This is a genomic window from Streptomyces sp. SCSIO 75703 (assembly GCF_036607905.1).
Classification (GTDB): domain Bacteria; phylum Actinomycetota; class Actinomycetes; order Streptomycetales; family Streptomycetaceae; genus Streptomyces.
In genome coordinates this window covers 3,722,241-3,744,014 of the sequence record NZ_CP144555.1, presented here as the reverse complement: position 1 = coordinate 3,744,014, position 21,774 = coordinate 3,722,241, and the positions used below count along the sequence as shown (strand labels likewise).

The window sequence follows — 21,774 nt, the reverse complement described above, 5'->3', positions numbered from 1 at the left end:
GGTGTGACGCGGACGCCTCCCGACCCGGCGTCACCCGGCCCCGTCAGGCGGCCAGGTCGCGTTCCTCGCTGCCGGGGCTCTCCTTGCGCGCCCCCGGGATCACCGCGTCCCGGCCGGCGGCGGTGTGCCGCGCGCTGACCAGCCCGCCGAGCCGCGGCGAGCGCTCGACGGCCCGGGTCAGCGGCGTCAGCAGGGCCATGGCCACCGGCGACAGCAGCAACGCGACCGCCGTGCCCAGGGCGAAGCCGCCCACCACGTCGGTCGGGTAGTGCACGCCCATGTAGACCCGGCAGAACCCGCCGAAGAGCGCCAGCACGATCCCCACGAGGCCGAACCGGCGGTTGGCCACGAACAGGCCGACCCCCATCGCCATGACCAGCGTCGCGTGATCGCTGACGAAGGAGTAGTCGGTCTTGCCGGAGACCAGCACCTCCAGGCCCTGGTGGTCGTGGAACGGCCGGGGCCGCTCGACGAAGCCCCGTATCGGCACGTTGACCAGGACCGCCACGCCCGCCGCCAGCGGCGCCCACAGCAGCGCCGCCACCGAGGAGGCCGCGTCCTCGCCGCCGCGCCGGCGCACCGTCCACCAGCACCAGAGCACCAGCAGCAGGAGGGCGAACACGACCCCGTACTCGCCGACGAACTCCATGACCCGGTCGAACCAGTGCGGCGCGTCCTTGGCCAGGCCGTTGATCTCGTAGAGCAGCTCGACGTCGGGGTTCGACCCGGATTCGGCGAGTCCAGCCATGGCGCTGCGGCCCCTTCGTCCCGTCCTCCGGCACGCGGTTGCGCGCGCCTCTCCTGCCACCCCCGTGGTCGTAGATCACGCTCTACGCACACAGGAACGCACGGCTCCCGCCCATACGTTCCACACTCCACCGAACGATCACTCAGACGTTATCGAAGAGAGACAGATCGTCGCAGCTCAGGGCAGGGTTTCACGCTCGGTCACACGGTGGTGGGGAGCGCGTTCGCGCCCTCCTCGGTCACCCGCGTGGCACCGAAGTAGTCGGGGGTGTCGACCGGGTCGAACCGGATCACCGCGCCCGGCCGCGGCGCGTCGATCATGAACCCGCCGCCCACGTAGATGCCCACGTGCCGGATGGCCCGCGAATCGGTCGGATCGTCCGAGAAGAAGACCAGATCGCCCGGGAGCAGTTCGTCCCGCCCCGGGTGCGGGCCCGCGTTGTACTGGTCGTTCGCCACCCGGGGCAGGGTGATGCCGACGCTCTCGTAGGCCGCCTTGGTCAGCCCCGAGCAGTCGAACCGCCCGCCCTGGTCCGCGGTGCCGTTGCCGCCCCACAGGTACGGCGTGCCGAGCTTCTTCTGCGCGTAGGCGATGGCGCCGGCGGCCTGCCGGGAGGGGTCGACCCGGGTCTCGGGCTGGGCGAAGCTCTCCTCCAGCGACCGGATCACCTTGACGTAGTTCTGCGTCTCCTTGTACGGGGGCACGCCCTGGTACCGGATCACCGCGTCGGGGCCCGCGTTGTAGGAGGCCAGCATGTTCTCGGTCGGGTCCCCGGGCACGCTCTTCACGTACGAGGCCAACTGGCAGTCGTAGGAGGCGGCCGAGGGGATCGCGTCCTGCGGGTCCCACACGTCCCGGACCCCGTCGCCGTTCCCGTCGATGCCGTGCGCGGCCCAGGTGCCGGGGATGAACTGCGCGATCCCCTGCGCCGCCGCCGGGCTCTGCGCCTTCGGGTCGAACCCGCTCTCCTGGTAGAGCTGGGCCGCCAGCAGCGCCGGATTAATCGCCTCGCAGAGGTTCCCCCAGGTCTGCACCAGCTCCTGGTACGCGGCCGGCACCGTCCCCTTGGCGAGCCGCTTGGTCCCCCCGGCCACCCCGCCCGCCAGGTTCCCGGCGACCACGTAGACGCCCACGACGAGGAGCATCACGAAGGAGAGGCCGGCCCCCAGGACCACCGTCGCCAGGACCCACGCCTTACGCACCCTCAACCACCCCTCGTCGTCCAGGAGTACGCCGCCCAGGTCAGTGTAGGGGCGGGGCCCGCTCCCCGCCCGACCATCCGTCAGGAGCCGCGGTCCAGGGCCTAGAAGGGCCTAACGACCGAACCACGCCACAGGTTCCGCACTCTCCTCGTTGCCCGGCGTGACCTGCCGTGATACACAGAGTGACGATACGACATCCGGGCCACCGCCCCCCGCCTGCCGCGAGCGCGCCGGCGCGGGGCGATGGCAAGCTGTTCTCACGAAACCCGCCAGGCAATGACGTCAAGTCGACATGCGACGGCGCCATCGTCGGCGACAATGAGGCCTGACCTCTGCACACCGCAGAGGGTGCGGAACTACCCAACAGGGGCGGTGACTTACATGCTCTTTGCGGCCGACAAGGGAGACATCAACACCATCATCGGCGGGATCGCTCCGGACTGGGGCCCCTTCGGCAGCCTGGGCAACGAGGCCAAGGTGATGATCGAGGTGGTCATGGCGGTCGCCATCCTCCTCTGCCTCGGCATCGCCATCTGGGGCGCCGCCAAGCAGCGCATCGGCGCCACCGCGCTCCGCGACACCTTCAGCGCGGAACAGGGCAAGGGCCTCATCATCGCCGGGCTCACGGGCGTGTTCATCATCGGCTCGCTCGGCACGCTCTTCACCATCGTGTACGGCATGGCCGTGTAACCGGACCCGCCACACCGGCCCCTCCGGGCACGCCCGGTCCCCCTCCACCCACCCGCCCGCCGTGCCCACCGACCGAGGTTGCGTTTCCCTGATGCCGAGTCACCACACCGCGCCCGCGCGGGAACCAGCACGGCTACCGTCATACTTCTACGGCACGGGGTACGAGGTGTTCCCGCACGACGTCGAGGGGGCGTACGCGGCATGAGTCTCGGAGACGACCAGCAGGACTCCGGCGGCTACGGCGGCACGGGCCAGACGCGCACACGGCTGCCCGACGGCGGCCCCGAGGGGTACCCGGGCCCACGCCGCGGCGGCCGCTCGTCCTCGCGCAGCCTGGTCACGGTCGTCGGCGTCGTCGTCCTCCTCATCGCCGCGATCGCCTTCGCGAACCGCGGCGGCGGAGACCCCGGCCCCCGCGACGGCGCCTCGGGCGACGCGCCTCGCACCTCCCCGACCGCCCCCACCGGCGAACGCCCCGTCGACACCACCACCCACGACATCCCCACCGGCCACCCCCACACCCAACAGGGCGCGGAAAGCGCGGCGGCGAACTACTCCGTCGCACTCGGCTCGGCGGAGATGTTCGAGAAGGACAGACGGCACGCCATCGTCGACGCCGTGTACGCGCCGGACATCGCCGCGACCCGGCAGAAAGAGCTCGACGGCGCCTACACCAGCCCGCAGTTCCTGGAGAACATCGGGCTCGACAAGGACGGTGCCGCACCCTCCGGCCAGACCTTCGTCTCACGTGTGATCCCCGTGGGTTCCAAGCTCACGGCCTCCGGCAAGGACAGTGCCACCGTCGAGGTCTGGTACACGTCCCTGTTCGGTCTGTCGGGCACCGACTCGACCAATCCGGTCACCGAGAGCTGGTACACCACGACCTACGACCTGAAGTGGATCGGCGGCGACTGGAAGGTCACCGACTTCCGGCAGAAGGACGGCCCCGTGCCGGTCGGACGCGACCAGAGGGCCTCCACCGCCGACGACATGACGAAGGCCGTCGAGGAGTACGGAGGGTTCACGTATGCGCGCTAACCACCGCTTCCTCAGTCTCACAGCCGCGGTCGCGGTGGTGCAGACCGCAGCCGTGCTGTTCGCCACCCGGGCCTTCGCCGACCCGACGCCCACTCCGGAAGAGAGCGACAACCCCTGCGATCTCATTCGGGGCCCCGCCAAGGACTACTGCGAACGCGGGGGTTCCCGTCGCGGTGGTTCCGGCCCCGACACCCCCGTCTCCGCCCTCGACCCCCTCGCCTCCCTCGCCAAGGGCTGCGCCGACGCCGCCTCCTGGACCGTCGACAAGCTCAGCGACGCCGTCCGCGAGACCGCCACCGTCGACTTCACCAACCCCAGGTTCCTCCAGCAGTACGCCGTCGTCTTCGCCGCCTCGACGATCCTGACGCTCCTGCTGTGGCTCCTGGCCGTCGCCAAGCGCGCCGTCCGCGGCGTCCCGCTCAGCACCGCGCTCTCCGAGGCCGTCGGCTTCCTCTGGCTCACCGTCCTCGCCTCCGCCTTCACCCCCCTGATCCTCTACACCGTGGTCTCCGCGACCGACGGCGTCACCGACGTCCTCGCCAAGGCCACCGGCGACCAGACGGACACCTTCTTCGGCACCTTCTCCGGCGCCCTGGAGAAGGGCAACGACATCGGCGGCGGACCGATCATGCTGATCGTCGTCTCCCTCGTCTCCATCCTCGCCGCCGGCATCCTCTGGCTCGAACTCGTCATCCGCGCCGCCCTCCTCTACGTCGGCGCCCTCCTCGGCACGGTCGTCTACGCCGGCCTGGTCGACAAGAACCTCTGGGGCCACGTCCGCCGCTGGGCCGGCGTCATGATCGCCGTGATCCTGGTCAAACCGGTCATCGTCATCGTCCTCGGCCTGGCCGGCGCCCTCTCCGCCGACGACGGCCCCAACGCCTTCTCCGCCGTCGTCTCCGGCCTGGCGATCATCCTGCTCGCCATCTTCGCCTCCGCGATGATCTACCGTTTCGTCCCCGGCTTCGGCGACGAGCTCGTCGGCTCCCGCAACAACCGCCTCATGCGCGGCGCCGAGAACAAGGCCGCCGCCGTGATCAGCTCCCCGGCCAACCTCGTCGCCCAGGGCATCCGGACCCACAGCGCCCGCCAGGGCGGCGACGGCGGCCAGTCCTCCGCCGCCCCCCGCCCCGCCAACCCCGCCTCCGGCGGAGTCGCCGCGCACAGTTCCCGGCCCGCCTCCGGCGGCGCCGCCCCCGCGCCCCGCACCGGCAGCCCCGTCAACACGCCCCACGCCAGCAACACCCGCACCAGCAACAAGAGCACGGGAGGTGAAGGGCGTTGACGACCGATTCCCACCTGGCCCATCCGGTCACGCCCCGCCGGACGTATCTGATCGGCCGCGCCCGGCCGAACGCGATCGTCGGACGCAACCGCGAGACCGGAGAGATCGCCCTCATCATCGCGGGCGCCTTCCTCGGCATGATGTGCGGACTCCTCGTCCCCGTCCTGTCCCTGCGCATCGTGCTGCTCACGGGCCTCCCCATGCTGGCGCTCGCCGCGGTCTACGTCCCGTACAAGAACCGCACCTTCTACAAGTGGTTCGAGATCAACCGCAGCTACAAGCGGACCCTGCGCCAGGGCACCGCCTACCGCTCCGGTGCCATCGAGGCCGGCACCCGCCTGGACGGGCGCGAGGTCGAGGTCGGCCCGCCGCCCGGCATCGGCCGCATCTCCTGGCTGGCCGCGCCCTTCGGACCCGACGAGATCGCCGTCCTGCTGCACGCCGACCGCCGCACGGTCACCGCCGCCATCGAGATCGAGGGACCCGGCGTCGGCCTGCGCGACTCCGAGGACCAGGAAGCCCTCGTCGACCGCTTCGGCACCCTGCTCAAGCACGTGGCCAACGGCGACGGCTTCGTCACCCGCCTCCAGATGCTCGCCCGCACCCTCCCCGCCGACCCCGACGCCCACGCCAAGGACGTCGCCCTGCGCGGCGACGAGAAGGCGGCCGGCTGGCTGCGCCAGTCCTACGACCAACTCCAGTCCATGGTGTCCACCAGCAGCGAGCAGCACCGCGCCTACCTCGTCGCCTGCATGCACTACTCGCGCGAACTGGCCGCCGAGGCCCACGCCATGGCCCGCGCCGCCCGCCCGCAGAACGGCCGCAAGGTCGACCGCGACGCCGGGCTCGCCGTCGTCATGGCCCGCGAGCTGACCGACATCTGCTCCCGCCTCCAGGAAGCCGACATCCGGGTCCGCCAGCCCCTCGGCCAGGGCCGGCTCGCCTCCCTCATCCACTCCATGTACGACCCGGACCACCCCATCGACCACATCCAGGCGATGACCAAGCGCAACGCCTGGCCGGCCGAGCTGGACGCCATGGAGCCCACCTACCTCCAGGCCAAAACCCGCGAGTCCTCCACCCGCGCCCCCTGGTGCCACGCCACCGCCTGGGTCAAGGAGTGGCCGATGACCCCGGTCGGCGTGAACTTCCTCGCGCCGCTGCTCGTCCACACCCCGGACGTCATCCGCACCGTCGCCGTCACCATGGACCTCGAACCCACCGAGGTCGCCATCGAGCGCATGCTCACCGAGAAGACCAACGACGAGGCCGAGGCGTCCCGCGCCGCCAAGATGAACCGCACCGTCGACCCGCGCGACATCGCCGCCCACAGCCGCCTCGACCAGCGCGGCGAGGACCTCGCCAGCGGCGCGGCCGGCGTCAACCTCGTCGGCTACATCACCGTCTCCTCGCGCTCCCCCGAGGCACTGGCCCGCGACAAGCGGACCATCCGGGCCTCGGCCGGAAAGTCGTACCTGAAGCTGGAGTGGTGCGACCGCGAGCACCACCGCGCCTTCGTGAACACACTTCCGTTCGCCACCGGCATCCGAAGGTAGGGGCTGAGCCTGATGCGGGACCCGATGTCCGTCCTCACCGACGCCTTCACGTCGTTCCTGTTCGGGAAGGTGGAGACGACCCGCCTGCCGGTGCGCACCTCCACCGGCCAGGCCCAGGCCGTCTACCTGCCGACGGCCGCGCCCGGCCTCGGCGACTCCGGCGTGATCATCGGCCGCGAGGTGTACTCCGGCAAGGGGTACATCTACGACCCCTTCCAGCTCTACGGGCAGCAGCTCCCCGCCCCGCACTGGCTGGTCCTCGGCGAGTCCGGCAACGGCAAGTCGGCGCTGGAGAAGACGTACGTCCTGCGCCAGCTCCGTTTCCGCGACCGCCAGGTCGTCGTCCTGGACGCCCAGGGCGAGGACGGCGTCGGCGAGTGGAACCTGATCGCCGAGGAACTGGGCATCACGCCCATCAGGCTGGACCCGCGGGCCGCCCTGGACCACGGCATCCGCCTCAACCCGCTGGACCCGTCGATCACCACGACCGGCCAGCTCGCCCTGTTGCGCACCATCATCGAGGTCGCCATGGGCCACGGCCTCGACGAGCGGTCCGGCTTCGCCCTCAAGGTCGCGCACGCCTACGTCAACGAGACCATCGTCGACCGGCAGCCCGTCCTCACCGACATCGTCGAGCAGCTCCGCCACCCCGAGCCGGAGTCCGCGGAGGCGATGAACGTCGACATAGACGACGTGCGGGCCTGGGGCCTGGACGTGGCGCTGGTGCTGGACCGGCTGGTCGACGGCGACCTGCGCGGCATGTTCGACGGGCCGACGACGGTCGGCATCGACCTGGACGCGCCGCTGATCGTCTTCGACCTCTCCCACATCGACCGCAACTCGATCGCCATGCCGATCCTCATGGCCATCGTCGGCGTGTGGCTGGAGCACACCTGGATCCGCCCCGACCGCAAGAAGCGCATCTTCCTGGTCGAGGAGGCGTGGCACATCATCAACAGCCCCTTCGTCGCCCAGCTCTTCCAGCGGCTGCTCAAGTTCGGCCGCCGGCTCGGCCTCTCCTTCGTGGCGGTGGTCCACCACCTCTCCGACGTCGTCGACGGGGCGGCGGCGAAGGAGGCCGCGGCGATCCTCAAGATGGCCTCGACCCGCACCGTCTACGCGCAGAAGGCCGACGAGGCCCGCGCGACCGGACGGGTGCTGGGCCTGCCCCGGTGGGCGGTGGAGATCATCCCCTCCCTCACCCCCGGCATCGCCGTGTGGGACGTCAACGGCAACGTCCAGGTGGTCAAGCACCTGATCACCGAGACCGAACGCCCCCTGGTCTTCACCGACCGCGCGATGACCGAGTCCTCCGACGATCTCGCGGACGAGGCGCTGCGGGCCGCCGAACTGGAGGCGGAGGAGCGGGCGGCGGCCTTCATGGAACACCACCTGGGCGACTCCTCGACGGTGGCGTAGACGGAGCGAAGCGGGAGGCCGCATGAGACCTGACGACCGCCGCGAGAGCCGGCCCGACCACCGGGGCGGCGTCCCCGACGGTCTGCTGGTCGGCGTCCTCGCGTTCCTGCTCGGCATGACGGTGCTGGTGTGGACGGCGACCGGACTGGCCGCGCTGTTCGCGCACGGGGCCTGGCCGGACGGCGTCAGCTTCACGGGCACGCCGCGGGCGATGCGCGCCCTGATCACCGAGCCCCACGACGTCCCCGGCGCCTGGCCGGACGCCCCGGCGGCCTCCCTCTCCGGGTACGGCCTCCTCTGGGGGCTGTTCATCGGCCAGTTGATGGTGCTGGTGGTGCTGACGGTGTTCGTGATGGGCACGCTGACCCGCTGGAAGGCCGTACGGCAGCGCCGCCGCACCGGGTACCCGGCCGAGGAGGCCCGTCCGGCCGAGGCGTTCCCGGCGCCGGCGGAGCCCGCGCCCCGCCACGAGGTGCCCACGCCGAGGCCGGCCCCTTCCGGGGAGAGCGCGCGGGCGCCTTACGTGGCCGCCACGGCACCGGAGGTGCCGGCCGCCGGGGCCGCACCGCCCGTCCTCACCACCGCCGGGCGCGCGAACGGCTGGGGGAAGGTCCTGCTGGGTTCGCGGGAGGACCGGCGTTCGCCGGCCGCGCGGGCGGTCCGGGAGGCCGAGGGCCCGGTCGTCGTCGTCACCTCGCAGCCCGGCCTGTGGGAGGACACGAAGGACGCCCGCGCCAAGCTCGGGCCCGTCCTGCTCTACGATCCGGTCCACCTCTGCGACACCCCGGCCCGGCTGCACTGGTCGCCGACGGCGGGCTGCGAGGACCGCGACACGGCCGGGGTCCGCGCCGCCGGGCTGCTGGCCCCGGTCCGGCCCACCTCCCGGCTCGACCAGGCCGTCGCCGACACCGCGGCGACGCTGCTGCGCAGCCACCTGCACGCCGCCGCCCTCGACGGCCGTACCCTGCGCCACGTCCACCGCTGGTCCCAGGGCGGCCAGGTCCAGGAGGCGGTCCGTGTCCTGCGGACGCACCCGAAGGCGGCACCGGGGTCCGCGGGCGAGCTGGAGGCGGCCCTGACGGCCCATCCGGAGCGCCGGGACATGGCCCAGCAGCTCATCGCGCGGGCGCTGGCGGCCCTCTCGACGGTGAACATCCGGGAGGCGTGCACTCCCCACCGAAGTGATGCGCTCGCCTTGGATTCCTTTCCGCACGAAGGGGGAAGCCTTTACGTGGTGGGGGAGTCCCTGGAGGATCCCCGCACCGCTCCGGGCGCCATGCCGCTGCTCACGGCGCTCGTCTCCAGCGTGGTCGAGCGCGGCCGGCGCATGGCCGAACGGTCATCCTCCGGTCGCCTCGACCCACCAATGACCCTCGTGCTGGACGACGTCGCCGCGGTGGCCCCGCTCCCCCAGCTCCCGGAACTCCTGGCCTCGGGTGCGGATCAGGGCCTGCCGACGCTCGCGCTGCTGCGCTCCCGTGAACAGGCCCGGACCCGCTGGCCCCACACAGAACTCCCGGTCTGACACCGGCGGCCCGGCACACCCCCGGGCCGGGAAATGTCTCCGGAAACGCAGAAGACCCCGCACCAAAGGTGCGGGGTCTTCCCAATATTTGTTCGGCGGCGTCCTACTCTCCCACAGGGTCCCCCCTGCAGTACCATCGGCGCAGTAGAGCTTAGCTTCCGGGTTCGGAATGTAACCGGGCGTTTCCCCTACGCTATAACCACCGAAACACTATAAAACCCAGCCAACAAAGACTGTTCGTGGTTTCAGAACCAACACAGTGGACGCGAGCAACTGAGGACAAGCCCTCGGCCTATTAGTACCAGTCAACTCCACACTTTACAGTGCTTCCATATCTGGCCTATCAACCCAGTCGTCTACTGGGAGCCTTACCCCATCAAGTGGGTGGGAGCCCTCATCTCGAAGCAGGCTTCCCGCTTAGATGCTTTCAGCGGTTATCCCTCCCGAACGTAGCCAACCAGCCATGCCCTTGGCAGAACAACTGGCACACCAGAGGTTCGTCCGTCCCGGTCCTCTCGTACTAGGGACAGCCCTTCTCAAGACTCCTACGCGCACAGCGGATAGGGACCGAACTGTCTCACGACGTTCTAAACCCAGCTCGCGTACCGCTTTAATGGGCGAACAGCCCAACCCTTGGGACCGACTCCAGCCCCAGGATGCGACGAGCCGACATCGAGGTGCCAAACCATCCCGTCGATATGGACTCTTGGGGAAGATCAGCCTGTTATCCCCGGGGTACCTTTTATCCGTTGAGCGACGGCGCTTCCACAAGCCACCGCCGGATCACTAGTCCCGACTTTCGTCCCTGCTCGACCCGTCGGTCTCACAGTCAAGCTCCCTTGTGCACTTACACTCAACACCTGATTACCAACCAGGCTGAGGGAACCTTTGGGCGCCTCCGTTACCCTTTAGGAGGCAACCGCCCCAGTTAAACTACCCATCAGACACTGTCCCTGATCCGGATCACGGACCCAGGTTAGACATCCAGCACGACCAGACTGGTATTTCAACGACGACTCCACACACACTGGCGTGCATGCATCAAAGTCTCCCAGCTATCCTACACAAGCCGAACCGAACACCAATATCAAACTGTAGTAAAGGTCCCGGGGTCTTTCCGTCCTGCTGCGCGAAACGAGCATCTTTACTCGTAGTGCAATTTCACCGGGCCTATGGTTGAGACAGCCGAGAAGTCGTTACGCCATTCGTGCAGGTCGGAACTTACCCGACAAGGAATTTCGCTACCTTAGGATGGTTATAGTTACCACCGCCGTTTACTGGCGCTTAAGTTCTCAGCTTCGCCTGGACGAATCCAAGCTAACCGGTCCCCTTAACGTTCCAGCACCGGGCAGGCGTCAGTCCGTATACATCGCCTTACGGCTTCGCACGGACCTGTGTTTTTAGTAAACAGTCGCTTCTCGCTGGTCTCTGCGGCCACCCCCAGCTCAGACCGAAAAGATCATCACCAGGAATGGCCCCCCTTCTCCCGAAGTTACGGGGGCATTTTGCCGAGTTCCTTAACCATAGTTCACCCGAACGCCTCGGTATTCTCTACCTGACTACCTGAGTCGGTTTAGGGTACGGGCCGCCATGAAACTCGCTAGAGGCTTTTCTCGACAGCATAGGATCATCCACTTCACCACAATCGGCTCGGCATCAGGTCTCAGCCTATTGCGAGGCGGATTTACCTACCTCACGGCCTACACCCTTACCCCGGGACAACCACCGCCCGGGATGGACTACCTTCCTGCGTCACCCCATCACTCACCTACTAACCGCTTGGTTCAGCGGCTCCACCACTCCCCTTCACCCGAAGGATCCAGGACGGCTTCACGGCCTTAGCATCACGATGCTCGATGTTTGACGCTCCACAGCGGGTACCGGAATATCAACCGGTTATCCATCGACTACGCCTGTCGGCCTCGCCTTAGGTCCCGACTTACCCTGGGCAGATCAACTTGACCCAGGAACCCTTAGTCAATCGGCGCAAACGTTTCTCACGTTTGTATCGCTACTCATGCCTGCATTCTCACTCGTCAACCGTCCACAACTACCTTCCGGTGCTGCTTCACCCGGCAGACGACGCTCCCCTACCCATCACGATCCCCGTTAGAGGTACATATCGCAATGACACGACTTCGGCGGTACGCTTGAGCCCCGCTACATTGTCGGCGCAGAATCACTAGACCAGTGAGCTATTACGCACTCTTTCAAGGATGGCTGCTTCTAAGCCAACCTCCTGGTTGTCTCTGCGACTCCACATCCTTTCCCACTTAGCGTACGCTTAGGGGCCTTAGTCGATGCTCTGGGCTGTTTCCCTCTCGACCATGGAGCTTATCCCCCACAGTCTCACTGCCGCGCTCTCACTTACCGGCATTCGGAGTTTGGCTAAGGTCAGTAACCCGGTAGGGCCCATCGCCTATCCAGTGCTCTACCTCCGGTAAGAAACACACGACGCTGCACCTAAATGCATTTCGGGGAGAACCAGCTATCACGGAGTTTGATTGGCCTTTCACCCCTAACCACAGGTCATCCCCCAGGTTTTCAACCCTGGTGGGTTCGGTCCTCCACGAAGTCTTACCTCCGCTTCAACCTGCCCATGGCTAGATCACTCCGCTTCGGGTCTTGAGCGTGCTACTCCACCGCCCTATTAGGACTCGCTTTCGCTACGGCTTCCCCACTCGGGTTAACCTCGCAACACACCGCAAACTCGCAGGCTCATTCTTCAAAAGGCACGCAGTCACGAGAGCAAGGCAAGCCTTGCTCCGACGCTCCCACGGCTTGTAGGCACACGGTTTCAGGTACTATTTCACTCCGCTCCCGCGGTACTTTTCACCATTCCCTCACGGTACTATCCGCTATCGGTCACCAGGGAATATTTAGGCTTAGCGGGTGGTCCCGCCAGATTCACACGGGATTTCTCGGGCCCCGTGCTACTTGGGTGTCTCTCAAACGAGCCGCTGACGTTTCGACTACGGGGGTCTTACCCTCTACGCCGGACCTTTCGCATGTCCTTCGCCTACATCAACGGTTTCTGACTCGCCTCACAGCCGGCAGACTGTGAACAAGAGATCCCACAACCCCCACGACGCAACCCCTGCCGGGTCTCACACGTCGTAGGTTTGGCCTCATCCGGTTTCGCTCGCCACTACTCCCGGAATCACGGTTGTTTTCTCTTCCTGCGGGTACTGAGATGTTTCACTTCCCCGCGTTCCCTCCACACTGCCTATGTGTTCAGCAGCGGGTGACAGCCCATGACGACTGCCGGGTTTCCCCATTCGGACACCCCCGGATCAAAGCCTGGTTGACGACTCCCCGGGGCCTATCGTGGCCTCCCACGTCCTTCATCGGTTCCTGGTGCCAAGGCATCCACCGTGCGCCCTTAAAAACTTGGCCACAGATGCTCGCGTCCACTGTGCAGTTCTCAAACAACGACCAGCCACCCGTCACAACCCGCCGAAGCAGATCTATACCGGGGCCGGCAACCGAAGACACAGCCATCACGGCCGCACCCTCAGACACCCAACAGCGTGCCCGACACGATCAGCCGCCCAGATCAGCGTTCCACACCCCGCAAAGGGGCAGTACTAGCGCCTGGTCCATCCTGAACCATGCCGAGTAGTCAACGTTCCACCCATGAGCAACCAGCACCGGACATTCGCCGATGTACTGGCCTCTGACCCGGACAAGTCCGAGTAAGAAGTGCTCCTTAGAAAGGAGGTGATCCAGCCGCACCTTCCGGTACGGCTACCTTGTTACGACTTCGTCCCAATCGCCAGTCCCACCTTCGACAGCTCCCTCCCCGAGGGGTTGGGCCACCGGCTTCGGGTGTTACCGACTTTCGTGACGTGACGGGCGGTGTGTACAAGGCCCGGGAACGTATTCACCGCAGCAATGCTGATCTGCGATTACTAGCGACTCCGACTTCATGGGGTCGAGTTGCAGACCCCAATCCGAACTGAGACCGGCTTTTTGAGATTCGCTCCACCTCACGGTATCGCAGCTCATTGTACCGGCCATTGTAGCACGTGTGCAGCCCAAGACATAAGGGGCATGATGACTTGACGTCGTCCCCACCTTCCTCCGAGTTGACCCCGGCGGTCTCCCGTGAGTCCCCAGCACCACAAGGGCCTGCTGGCAACACGGGACAAGGGTTGCGCTCGTTGCGGGACTTAACCCAACATCTCACGACACGAGCTGACGACAGCCATGCACCACCTGTACACCGACCACAAGGGGGGCACTATCTCTAATGCTTTCCGGTGTATGTCAAGCCTTGGTAAGGTTCTTCGCGTTGCGTCGAATTAAGCCACATGCTCCGCCGCTTGTGCGGGCCCCCGTCAATTCCTTTGAGTTTTAGCCTTGCGGCCGTACTCCCCAGGCGGGGCACTTAATGCGTTAGCTGCGGCACGGACAACGTGGAATGTTGCCCACACCTAGTGCCCACCGTTTACGGCGTGGACTACCAGGGTATCTAATCCTGTTCGCTCCCCACGCTTTCGCTCCTCAGCGTCAGTATCGGCCCAGAGATCCGCCTTCGCCACCGGTGTTCCTCCTGATATCTGCGCATTTCACCGCTACACCAGGAATTCCGATCTCCCCTACCGAACTCTAGCCTGCCCGTATCGACTGCAGACCCGGGGTTAAGCCCCGGGCTTTCACAACCGACGCGACAAGCCGCCTACGAGCTCTTTACGCCCAATAATTCCGGACAACGCTTGCGCCCTACGTATTACCGCGGCTGCTGGCACGTAGTTAGCCGGCGCTTCTTCTGCAGGTACCGTCACTCTCGCTTCTTCCCTGCTGAAAGAGGTTTACAACCCGAAGGCCGTCATCCCTCACGCGGCGTCGCTGCATCAGGCTTGCGCCCATTGTGCAATATTCCCCACTGCTGCCTCCCGTAGGAGTCTGGGCCGTGTCTCAGTCCCAGTGTGGCCGGTCGCCCTCTCAGGCCGGCTACCCGTCGTCGCCTTGGTGAGCCATTACCTCACCAACAAGCTGATAGGCCGCGGGCTCATCCTGCACCGCCGGAGCTTTCGAACCCTCTGGATGCCCAGAAGGATCAGTATCCGGTATTAGACCCCGTTTCCAGGGCTTGTCCCAGAGTGCAGGGCAGATTGCCCACGTGTTACTCACCCGTTCGCCACTAATCCCCACCGAAGTGGTTCATCGTTCGACTTGCATGTGTTAAGCACGCCGCCAGCGTTCGTCCTGAGCCAGGATCAAACTCTCCGTGAATGCTTTTCACGGGAGCGGAACAGTCGGAGGAATAGTCCGACCGTTCACAGCGTCCTCGCTGTGTATTTCAAAGGAACCACAACATCAGGAACAGAGTCCCGACGTCGGGGTATCAACATATCTGGCGTTGACTTTTGGCACGCTGTTGAGTTCTCAAGGAACGGACGCTTCCTTTGTACTCACCCGAGACACTGTCTCCGGCTTTCCTCCGGGCGCTTTCCCTTCGGTCTTGCGTTTCCGACTCTATCAGACCTTTTCCGATCCGATTTCCTCGGTGCTTTCCAGGTTCCCGCTTTCGCGTTTACCTTTCCGGCGGTTCCGACTCTATCAGACCCTTTCGGTGCTGATCCCCCGTCAGAAGGGGTTGCCGTCCCGGCCGTTGGGCCGTTCTGGTGGTCCCAGACCTTAGCCGACTTTCCCGGCGATTCCCAATCGGGCTTTCAGTCCCGATCGGGCCACACGGTGCCCACGGAAAGGAATTCGGCATGCCGAAGTCTTTCCCGGAGGAAGGTCGTACTGGTGTGGGGTGCCGCTGCTGCGGCGGGAGGTGTTGCCGGAGAACCGTGACGGCTCGGTGGCAACCCGGAGAACTCTACGGATCGAGTGGGGGCGTGTCAAGCGCAGCGGGTCACGCGGAGTCGTCGAGGTCGCTGAGCCGGCCGAGGGCGTCGGGCTGGGCGTCCTCCACCCTGATGAGCAGGCGGGTGAGGACCTCGCCGAGCGCGGTGCGCTCCTCCGGGGAGAGGTCCTGGAGCAGGTCGGCCTCGAAGACAGTGGCGAGGCGCATGGCCTCCATCCACTTCTCGCGCCCGTCACCGGTCAGCTCGATGATGACGCGGACCCGGTTGGACTCGTCGCGCTCCCGGGTGACCAGACCCTCCGCCACCAGGCGGTCGATGCGGTGGGTCATGGCGGCCGGGGTGAGACCGAGACGCTTGGCGAGGTCGCTCGGGCCCAACCGGTAGGGCGCTCCGGACAGGACGAGGGCCTTGAGGACCTCCCAGTCGGCGTTGGTGATGCCCAGCTCGGCGGTCTGCCTCCCGTACGCGACGTTCATGCGGCGGTTGAGGCGGGAGAGCGCGGAGACGATCTGCTCGACCTGGGGGTCGAGGTCCTGGAACTCACGCTGGTAGGCGGCGATCTGCTCTTCGAGTGTCGGCTCGCCGGCGCCGGAGGTCTCGGCCATGGGCGCAGTATGGCACGGGTCTCCTTTGCGTTGAAGTCCTTCACTGTGTAGCCTTTAGCGTTGAACTTTAGCTTCTAAGTCTTCAGTCCTAAGGCTGGAGCGAAGACACGAGAGGGTGAACGTGACCAGGGCGATGGGCGCGGCGATGCGCCGGATTCACGTGGGCAACGCACTCAGCGCGTTCGGACTGGGCTTCACCATTCCCTACCTGTACGTCTATGTGGCGCAGGTGCGGGGGCTGGGATCCATGACGGCGGGGCTCGTCCTCGCCGTCTTCGCCGTGGCCGCGCTGATCGTGCTGCCGTTCGCCGGGCGGGCCATCGTCCGGCGGGGCCCGCTTCCGGTGCTGATGACGGCCCTGGTCACCGCTTCCCTCGGCGCGCTCAGCCTGGGTCTGTCCGCGCACGCGCCGACCGTCCTGTCCTCCGCCGCCCTGCTGGGGGCGGGCCAGGCCGTGATGCAGCCGGCGCTGGCGACGATGATCGTGGAGTGCTCCTCGGCGGAGACCCGGTCGCGGGCCTTCGCCCTCCAGTTCTTCCTGCAGAACCTGGGCCTGGGCGTCGGCGGGCTCATCGGCGGGCACCTCGTCGACGCGTCGCGGCCGGCCACGTTCACCCTGCTCTTCGCCATCGAGGCGGCGATGTTCCTCGTGCTGGTCGCGGTGATGGCGACGGTGCGGATGCCGCGGGCGCCGCGTGTGGCCGGGGTGCCGGGCGAGCCGGCGGGCAGCGGGTGGCGGCAGCTCCTGGACAACCGCGCGATGGTGCAGCTCTGCGTGCTGGGCTTCGTCCTCTTCTTCGCCTGCTACGGGCAGTTCGAGTCCGGGCTGGCGGCGTACGGCGTCGAGGCGGCGGGCATCTCGACCTCCGCGCTCGGGACGGCGCTGGCCGCGAACACGCTGGTGATCGTGGTGGCGCAGTTCGCGGTGCTGAAGTTCGTCGAGCGCCGCAAGCGTTCGCGGGTGATCGCCGCGGTGGGGCTGATCTGGGCCGTGGCGTGGGCCGTGGCCGGTTACGCGGGGCTGGGCGGCGGCAGCCGGACGATGGCGACGGCCGCCTTCATCTCGACGTACGCGCTGTTCGGGCTGGGTGAGGCGATGCTGTCGCCGACGGTGGCCCCGCTGGTGGCGGACCTGGCGCCGGCCGGGCTGGCCGGGCAGTACAACTCCGCCTTCGCCCTGGTGAAGCAGCTCGCGCTGGCGATCGGGCCGGCGGTGGGCGGGCCCATGGGCGCCTCGCTGCACGCCCCGTACGTCGTGACGTTCCTGCTGTTCTCCCTGGGGATCACGGTGCTGGCGGTGCGGCTGGGGCGCCGGCTCACGGAGGTGCAGAACCAGCCCTCGCTGGTGCGGAGCCGGGTGGTCACGCAGGGCGGGGCGCCGGCCGGGCGGGTGGCGGCCGCCGAGGCGTGAGCCGGCGCCGCCGCTCCCGGTGGGCGGCGGCGGTCAGGGGCGGGTCAGTTCGAACTCGCACCAGACGACCTTGCCGCCGCCGGGCGTGCGCCGGGCGCCCCAGTGGGTGGCGATCGTCGCCACGATGGCGATGCCCCGGCCGGACTCGTCCGCCGGTTCCGCGCGACGGCGCAGGGGCAGGTGGTCGTCGCCGTCGGCGACCTCGATGATCAGGCGCCGGTCGGTGCGGCGCAGCCGCAGCCGCATGGGCGCGGTGCCGTGCCGCAGGGCGTTGGCGACGAGTTCGCTGGCGGCCAGGACGACCTGGTCGTGCAGGTCGGCGGGGAAGCGCCAGCTCGCCAGGACACCGGAGGCGAAGGCACGCGCGCGGGGTGCCGCCTCCACGCCGCCGAGCAGTTCCAGGGTGGCGTTGCGGAAGAGTTCCGCTTCGGGGCCGCGGCGGGCGGGGTGCTGGAGGACGAGGACGGCCACGTCGTCGTCGTGGTCCGGGGTGACGCCCGCGGAGCGCACCAGCCGGTCGCAGACGACCTGGGGGCTGCCGGTCGCGCCGGCCAGGGCGTGCTCCAGGGCGGCGATGCCCACGTCCAGGTCCTCGTCGCGGCGCTCCACGAGGCCGTCGGTGTAGAGGACGGCGGTCGAGCCGGGGCCGAGCGGCACCGAGCCGGAGGCGTGGATCCAGCCGCCGGTGCCGAGCGGCGGGCCGGTGGGTTCGTCGGCGCGGCGCACCGTGCCGTCCTCGTCGCGGACGAGGATGGGCAGGTGCCCCGCGGAGGCGTAGACCAGCTCGCCCTCGGTGGGGTCGTGGATGGCGTAGACGCAGGTGGCGATCTGGCTGGCGTCGATCTCGGTGGCGAGGCCGTCGAGGAGCTGGAGTACCTCGTGCGGGGGCAGGTCGAGGCGGGCGTAGGCGCGGACCGCGGTGCGGAGCTGGCCCATGACGGCGGCGGCGCGCACCCCGCGCCCCATGACGTCGCCGATGACGAGGGCGGTGCGTCCGCCGCCGAGGGTGATCACGTCGTACCAGTCGCCGCCGACGGCGGCCTCGGTGCCGCCGGGGTGGTAGGTGGCGGCGACCCGCAGGTCGTCGGGCTCCTCCAGTTCCTGCGGGAGCAGGGAGCGCTGGAGGGTGACGGCGGTCTCGCGCTGGCGGGCCTCGCTGGCGCGCAGGCGTCCGGCGGCCTCGGCGTGGTCGGTGACGTCGGTGGCGAAGACGAGGACGCCGTCGCTGCCGGCCTCGGTGACCGGGGCGCAGGTGAAGGTGTAGGAGCGGCCGTCGGTGGCCCTGCGGGACTTGAGGGTGCGGGGCCGGCCGCTGCGCTGGACCTGGTCGAGGAGCGGGAAGAGGCCGAGCTCGTCCAGCTCGGGCAGGGCGTCGCGGGCGCGGGCGCCGGTGCGGCGGGGGCCGAAGGCCGCGATGTAGGCGTCGTTGAGGTAGGCGATGCGGTGGTCGGGGCCGTGGACGAGGGCGACGAGGGCGGGAACGCGGTCGAGGACGTCCCGGACCGGCAGGTCGTCGACGGCGGGGACGGGTGACGCCTCGTCGGTGAGCTGCTCGACGCGGGCGGCGGGCACGGAGCCGTCGGTCCGCCGGTCCGCGGCGAGCGCCGTGTCGGCGCGGGCCGCGGCGCGGCGTTGTGTTCCGGGGATGCGGGCGCTCCAGCGCGTGAAGTTCACGATTCCTTGCCTCGTGTAGTCGTCGGCGGCCGGCACCGGAACCGGCCGGGCCCCGGGAGCCGCGCGGGATGAGCGGAGGCCCGCCCGCGATGGTGGACCAGTCTGGCAGGGGGCCGACCGGACCGACATCCGTCAGACGCCGGTCTCGGCCAGGGAGTTCCCGGGTCCGGTCAGGTCGACCCCTTCGGGCCGTCCTCGGGGTCGTGGGGTGGTTTTCGCCCGGCCGCGAGTGCGAACTCGGCGCGTGGGTGTTCGAGGGAGCCGAGGGAGACGATCTCGCGGGTGAAGAGCCCGCCGAGCGCCCATTCGGCGAGGACCCGGGCCTTGCGGTTGACGGTGGGCACCCGGCTGAGGTGGTAGGCACGGTGCATGAACCATGCGGGGTAGCCCTTGAGCTTGCGCCCGTAGACGTGGGCGACGCCCTGGTGGAGGCCGAGGGAGGCGACGGAGCCGGCGTGGCGGTGGGCGTAGGTGTCGAGGGGTTCGCCGCGCAGGGCGTGGGCGATGTTGTCGCCGAGCACGGCGGCCTGGCGCACGGCGTGCTGGGCGTTGGGCGCGCAGAGCGGGCGGGGGCCCTCGCCCGGGTCGGGGGCGGTGACGTCGGGGACGGCGGCGGCGTCGCCCGCGGCCCAGGCGTGCGGGGCGCCGTCGACGGCCAGTTCGGGGGTGCAGAGCAGGCGGCCCCGGGCGTCGAGGGGGAGGCCGGTGTCCGCGAGCAGCGGGTGGGGTTTGACGCCGGCCGTCCACACGACCGTGCGGGTGGGGAAGCGGGAGCCGTCGCTGAGCCGGGCGACGCGGTCGGCGCAGGAGTCCAGGCGGGTGTCGAGGCGGACGTCGATGTTGCGGCGGCGCAGTTCGGTGACGGTGTAGCGGCCCATGTCCTCGCCGACCTCGGGGAGGATGCGGCCGGTGGCCTCGACGAGGACCCATCTCATGTCCTCGGGGGTGAGGTTGTGGTAGTAGCGCGTGGCGTAGCGGGCCATGTCCTCCAGTTCGCCGAGCGCCTCGACCCCGGCGTAGCCGCCGCCGACGAAGACGAAGGTGAGGGCGGCGTCGCGGACGGCGGGGTCGCGGGTGGAGGAGGCGATGTCCATCTGTTCGAGGACGTGGTTGCGCAGGCCGATGGCCTCCTCGACGGTCTTGAAGCCGATGCCGTGGTCGGCGAGGCCGGGGACGGGCAGGGTGCGGGCGACCGATCCGGGGGCGAGGACGAGTTCGTCGTACTCCAGGCGGCGGGGGTCGCCGCCCTCCTCGTCGGTGGCGAGGGTGGTGAGGGTGGCGGTGCGGGCGGCGTGGTCGAGGGAACGGACCTCGCCGACGACGATGCGGCAGCGGTCGAGCACCCGGCGCAGCGGCACGACGACGTGGCGCGGGGAGATGGAGCCCGCGGCGGCCTCCGGGAGGAACGGCTGGTACGTCATGTACGGGTCGGGGCTGACGACCGTGATCTCGGCTTCGCCCCGGCGGATTTCGGCCTTGAGCCGCCGCTGCAGACGCAGGGCCGTGTACATCCCGACGTAGCCGCCGCCGACAACGAGAATGCGCGCACGTTCCTTCACCCTCCCATGACGCACCCGACGCTCGCGTTTGTCCACAGGCCCGGCAGATCGTGTGACCGCGTTCCGTGGCGCGACGGGAATGGCCGAAACGCAGCGTCCGGACCGCTCGCCCAGGTCAGCGGGGTGGGGCTGGGGGCGCAAGGGGGCGTATTCGGGGCGTATACGATCCGTACTCCGATCGGGGGGCGCTCTGTGCGGAACCTGCCCCTTCTGAATTGACTGGCACTCAACTATGTTCGTCGTCACGGGGTGTGGGGGGATGTGCTCCATCGGGTCCGCGACAAGCGGACGACCGATCCGGATCCGTTCCGTGCGCTCCATGCTGTCGATGGCGGGGAGTGTCTCCGGGGGGAGACGCCATGACCGGGGGATTGTCTATGCATGTTCAGGGGTCTCATTGGCCGTCCGCACCGGCTCTCGCGCCGGGTGCCGCGGCGGCCGGTGGCGGACGCGGGGGCGGTGCCCGGACGGCGCCGCTGCGCGTGGACGCCCAGCGCAATCTGGAGCACGTGCTGCGCGCGGCGCGCGAGGTGTTCGGCGAGCTCGGCTACGGGGCGCCGATGGAGGACGTGGCACGGCGCGCGCGGGTCGGCGTCGGCACGGTCTACCGGCGCTTTCCCAGCAAGGACGTGCTGGTGCGCCGGATCGCCGAGGAGGAGACGGCCCGGCTGACCGACCAGGCCCGTGCCGCGCTCGGCCAGGAGGACGAGCCGTGGTCGGCGCTGGCGCGGTTCCTGCGCACGTCGGTGGCGTCCGGGGCCGGGCGGCTGCTGCCGCCGCAGGTGCTGCGGGTCGGCGTGGCGGACGAGACCGAGGGCGGTGCCCCGGGCGAGCCGCGGGTGCCGCAGCAGCGGGCGCAGCCGGGCTCGGGCGAGCTGCGGCTGGTGCCCGAGGGCGCGGAGCCGGTCGCCGCGGAGCCGGATCACGGGGCGGCGGCGCTGCTGGAGGTCGTGGGCCGGCTGGTGGAGCGGGCACGGGCGGCGGGCGAGCTGCGGCCGGACGTGTCGGTCTCGGACGTGCTCCTGGTGATAGCGACGGCGGCGCCCTCGCTGCCGGACGCGGCGCAGCAGGCGGCGGCCTCGGCCCGGCTGCTGGACATCCTCCTGGAGGGTCTGCGGTCGCGACCCGCCTGACGCGAGGGCGCGGGGCCCCGGGCGCGGTCAACACGACGTGCCCGGACGGCTGTTCTTCCTTCCCCGAACACGTGAGCGCAACCGTCCCGGGCCGGTAAGTCCCCACGGAC

Annotated in this window: 13 protein-coding genes and 3 rRNA genes; 8 read left to right on the top strand and 8 right to left on the bottom strand. The window is 68.7% G+C overall.

What is annotated here, in order from left to right; translation table 11 throughout:
* Positions 1–43: 43 nt before the first annotated feature.
* Both VM636_RS16360 and VM636_RS16355 read right to left on the bottom strand, forming a co-directional pair.
* Positions 44–748: a phosphatase PAP2 family protein gene (locus tag VM636_RS16360; RefSeq protein WP_053914745.1), complete on the bottom strand. Its 705-nt coding sequence runs from the start codon at positions 746–748 to the stop codon at positions 44–46.
* A gap of 200 nt (positions 749–948) precedes the next feature.
* Entirely contained in the window at positions 949–1,956 is a 1,008-nt protein-coding gene (locus tag VM636_RS16355) for a bifunctional lytic transglycosylase/C40 family peptidase (protein WP_037860019.1), read from the bottom strand.
* A 375-nt stretch (positions 1,957–2,331) separates the two neighbouring features.
* On the opposite strand from VM636_RS16355, the gene VM636_RS16350 reads away from it, so the two are divergent.
* From VM636_RS16350 to VM636_RS16325, 6 genes are all read left to right on the top strand, one after another.
* Entirely contained in the window at positions 2,332–2,640 is a 309-nt protein-coding gene (locus VM636_RS16350; protein WP_003991275.1) for a hypothetical protein, read from the top strand.
* Positions 2,641–2,841: 201 nt separating this feature from the next.
* Entirely contained in the window at positions 2,842–3,678 is an 837-nt protein-coding gene (locus VM636_RS16345) for a hypothetical protein (RefSeq protein ID WP_053914744.1), read from the top strand.
* The gene (locus VM636_RS16340) at positions 3,668–4,963 is read left to right on the top strand and encodes a hypothetical protein (RefSeq protein WP_053914743.1); all 1,296 of its coding nucleotides are present in this window, start codon (positions 3,668–3,670) and stop codon (positions 4,961–4,963) included. Before VM636_RS16345 ends, VM636_RS16340 begins: the two co-directional genes overlap by 11 nt.
* Positions 4,960–6,519, top strand: a complete 1,560-nt coding sequence (locus tag VM636_RS16335) for an SCO6880 family protein (RefSeq protein WP_030423281.1) — start codon at positions 4,960–4,962, stop codon at positions 6,517–6,519. Before VM636_RS16340 ends, VM636_RS16335 begins: the two co-directional genes overlap by 4 nt.
* A gap of 12 nt (positions 6,520–6,531) precedes the next feature.
* Entirely contained in the window at positions 6,532–7,938 is a 1,407-nt protein-coding gene (locus VM636_RS16330; protein ID WP_030423280.1) for an ATP-binding protein, read from the top strand.
* Positions 7,939–7,960: 22 nt separating this feature from the next.
* Positions 7,961–9,463 carry a type IV secretory system conjugative DNA transfer family protein gene (locus VM636_RS16325; RefSeq protein ID WP_030423279.1) on the top strand — a complete coding sequence of 501 codons (1,503 nt, stop codon included), beginning with the start codon at positions 7,961–7,963 and terminating at the stop codon, positions 9,461–9,463.
* 90 nt (positions 9,464–9,553) lie between these two features.
* Here VM636_RS16325 and rrf read toward each other — a convergent pair.
* The 4 genes from rrf to VM636_RS16305 all read right to left on the bottom strand — a co-directional run bounded on the left by rrf (position 9,554) and on the right by VM636_RS16305 (position 15,887).
* A 5S ribosomal RNA gene (gene rrf / locus VM636_RS16320) occupies positions 9,554–9,670 on the bottom strand.
* A 68-nt stretch (positions 9,671–9,738) separates the two neighbouring features.
* Positions 9,739–12,859 (bottom strand): 23S ribosomal RNA (locus tag VM636_RS16315).
* A gap of 317 nt (positions 12,860–13,176) precedes the next feature.
* Positions 13,177–14,701: ribosomal RNA gene (locus VM636_RS16310) — 16S ribosomal RNA — on the bottom strand.
* The 16S, 23S and 5S rRNA genes sit together here, the layout of an rRNA operon.
* Positions 14,702–15,329: 628 nt before the next feature.
* On the bottom strand, positions 15,330–15,887 hold the full coding sequence (locus VM636_RS16305; protein ID WP_053914686.1) for a MarR family transcriptional regulator: 558 nt from the start codon (positions 15,885–15,887) through the stop codon (positions 15,330–15,332).
* Positions 15,888–16,020: 133 nt separating this feature from the next.
* Between VM636_RS16305 and VM636_RS16300 the strand changes: the two genes are divergently transcribed.
* A complete protein-coding gene (locus tag VM636_RS16300; RefSeq protein ID WP_030423370.1) occupies positions 16,021–17,298 on the top strand; it encodes an MFS transporter in 1,278 nt (425 codons plus the stop codon).
* Between the two features lie 33 nt (positions 17,299–17,331).
* Here VM636_RS16300 and VM636_RS16295 read toward each other — a convergent pair whose 3' ends face one another.
* Both VM636_RS16295 and VM636_RS16290 read right to left on the bottom strand, forming a co-directional pair.
* The gene (locus tag VM636_RS16295; RefSeq protein ID WP_030423369.1) at positions 17,332–18,972 is read right to left on the bottom strand and encodes a SpoIIE family protein phosphatase; all 1,641 of its coding nucleotides are present in this window, start codon (positions 18,970–18,972) and stop codon (positions 17,332–17,334) included.
* Between the two features lie 170 nt (positions 18,973–19,142).
* The gene (locus VM636_RS16290) at positions 19,143–20,531 is read right to left on the bottom strand and encodes an NAD(P)/FAD-dependent oxidoreductase (protein ID WP_030423368.1); all 1,389 of its coding nucleotides are present in this window, start codon (positions 20,529–20,531) and stop codon (positions 19,143–19,145) included.
* A gap of 377 nt (positions 20,532–20,908) precedes the next feature.
* Between VM636_RS16290 and VM636_RS16285 the strand changes: the two genes are divergently transcribed.
* Positions 20,909–21,664 carry a helix-turn-helix domain-containing protein gene (locus VM636_RS16285; RefSeq protein WP_030423367.1) on the top strand — a complete coding sequence of 252 codons (756 nt, stop codon included), beginning with the start codon at positions 20,909–20,911 and terminating at the stop codon, positions 21,662–21,664.
* Positions 21,665–21,774: the final 110 nt, after the last annotated feature.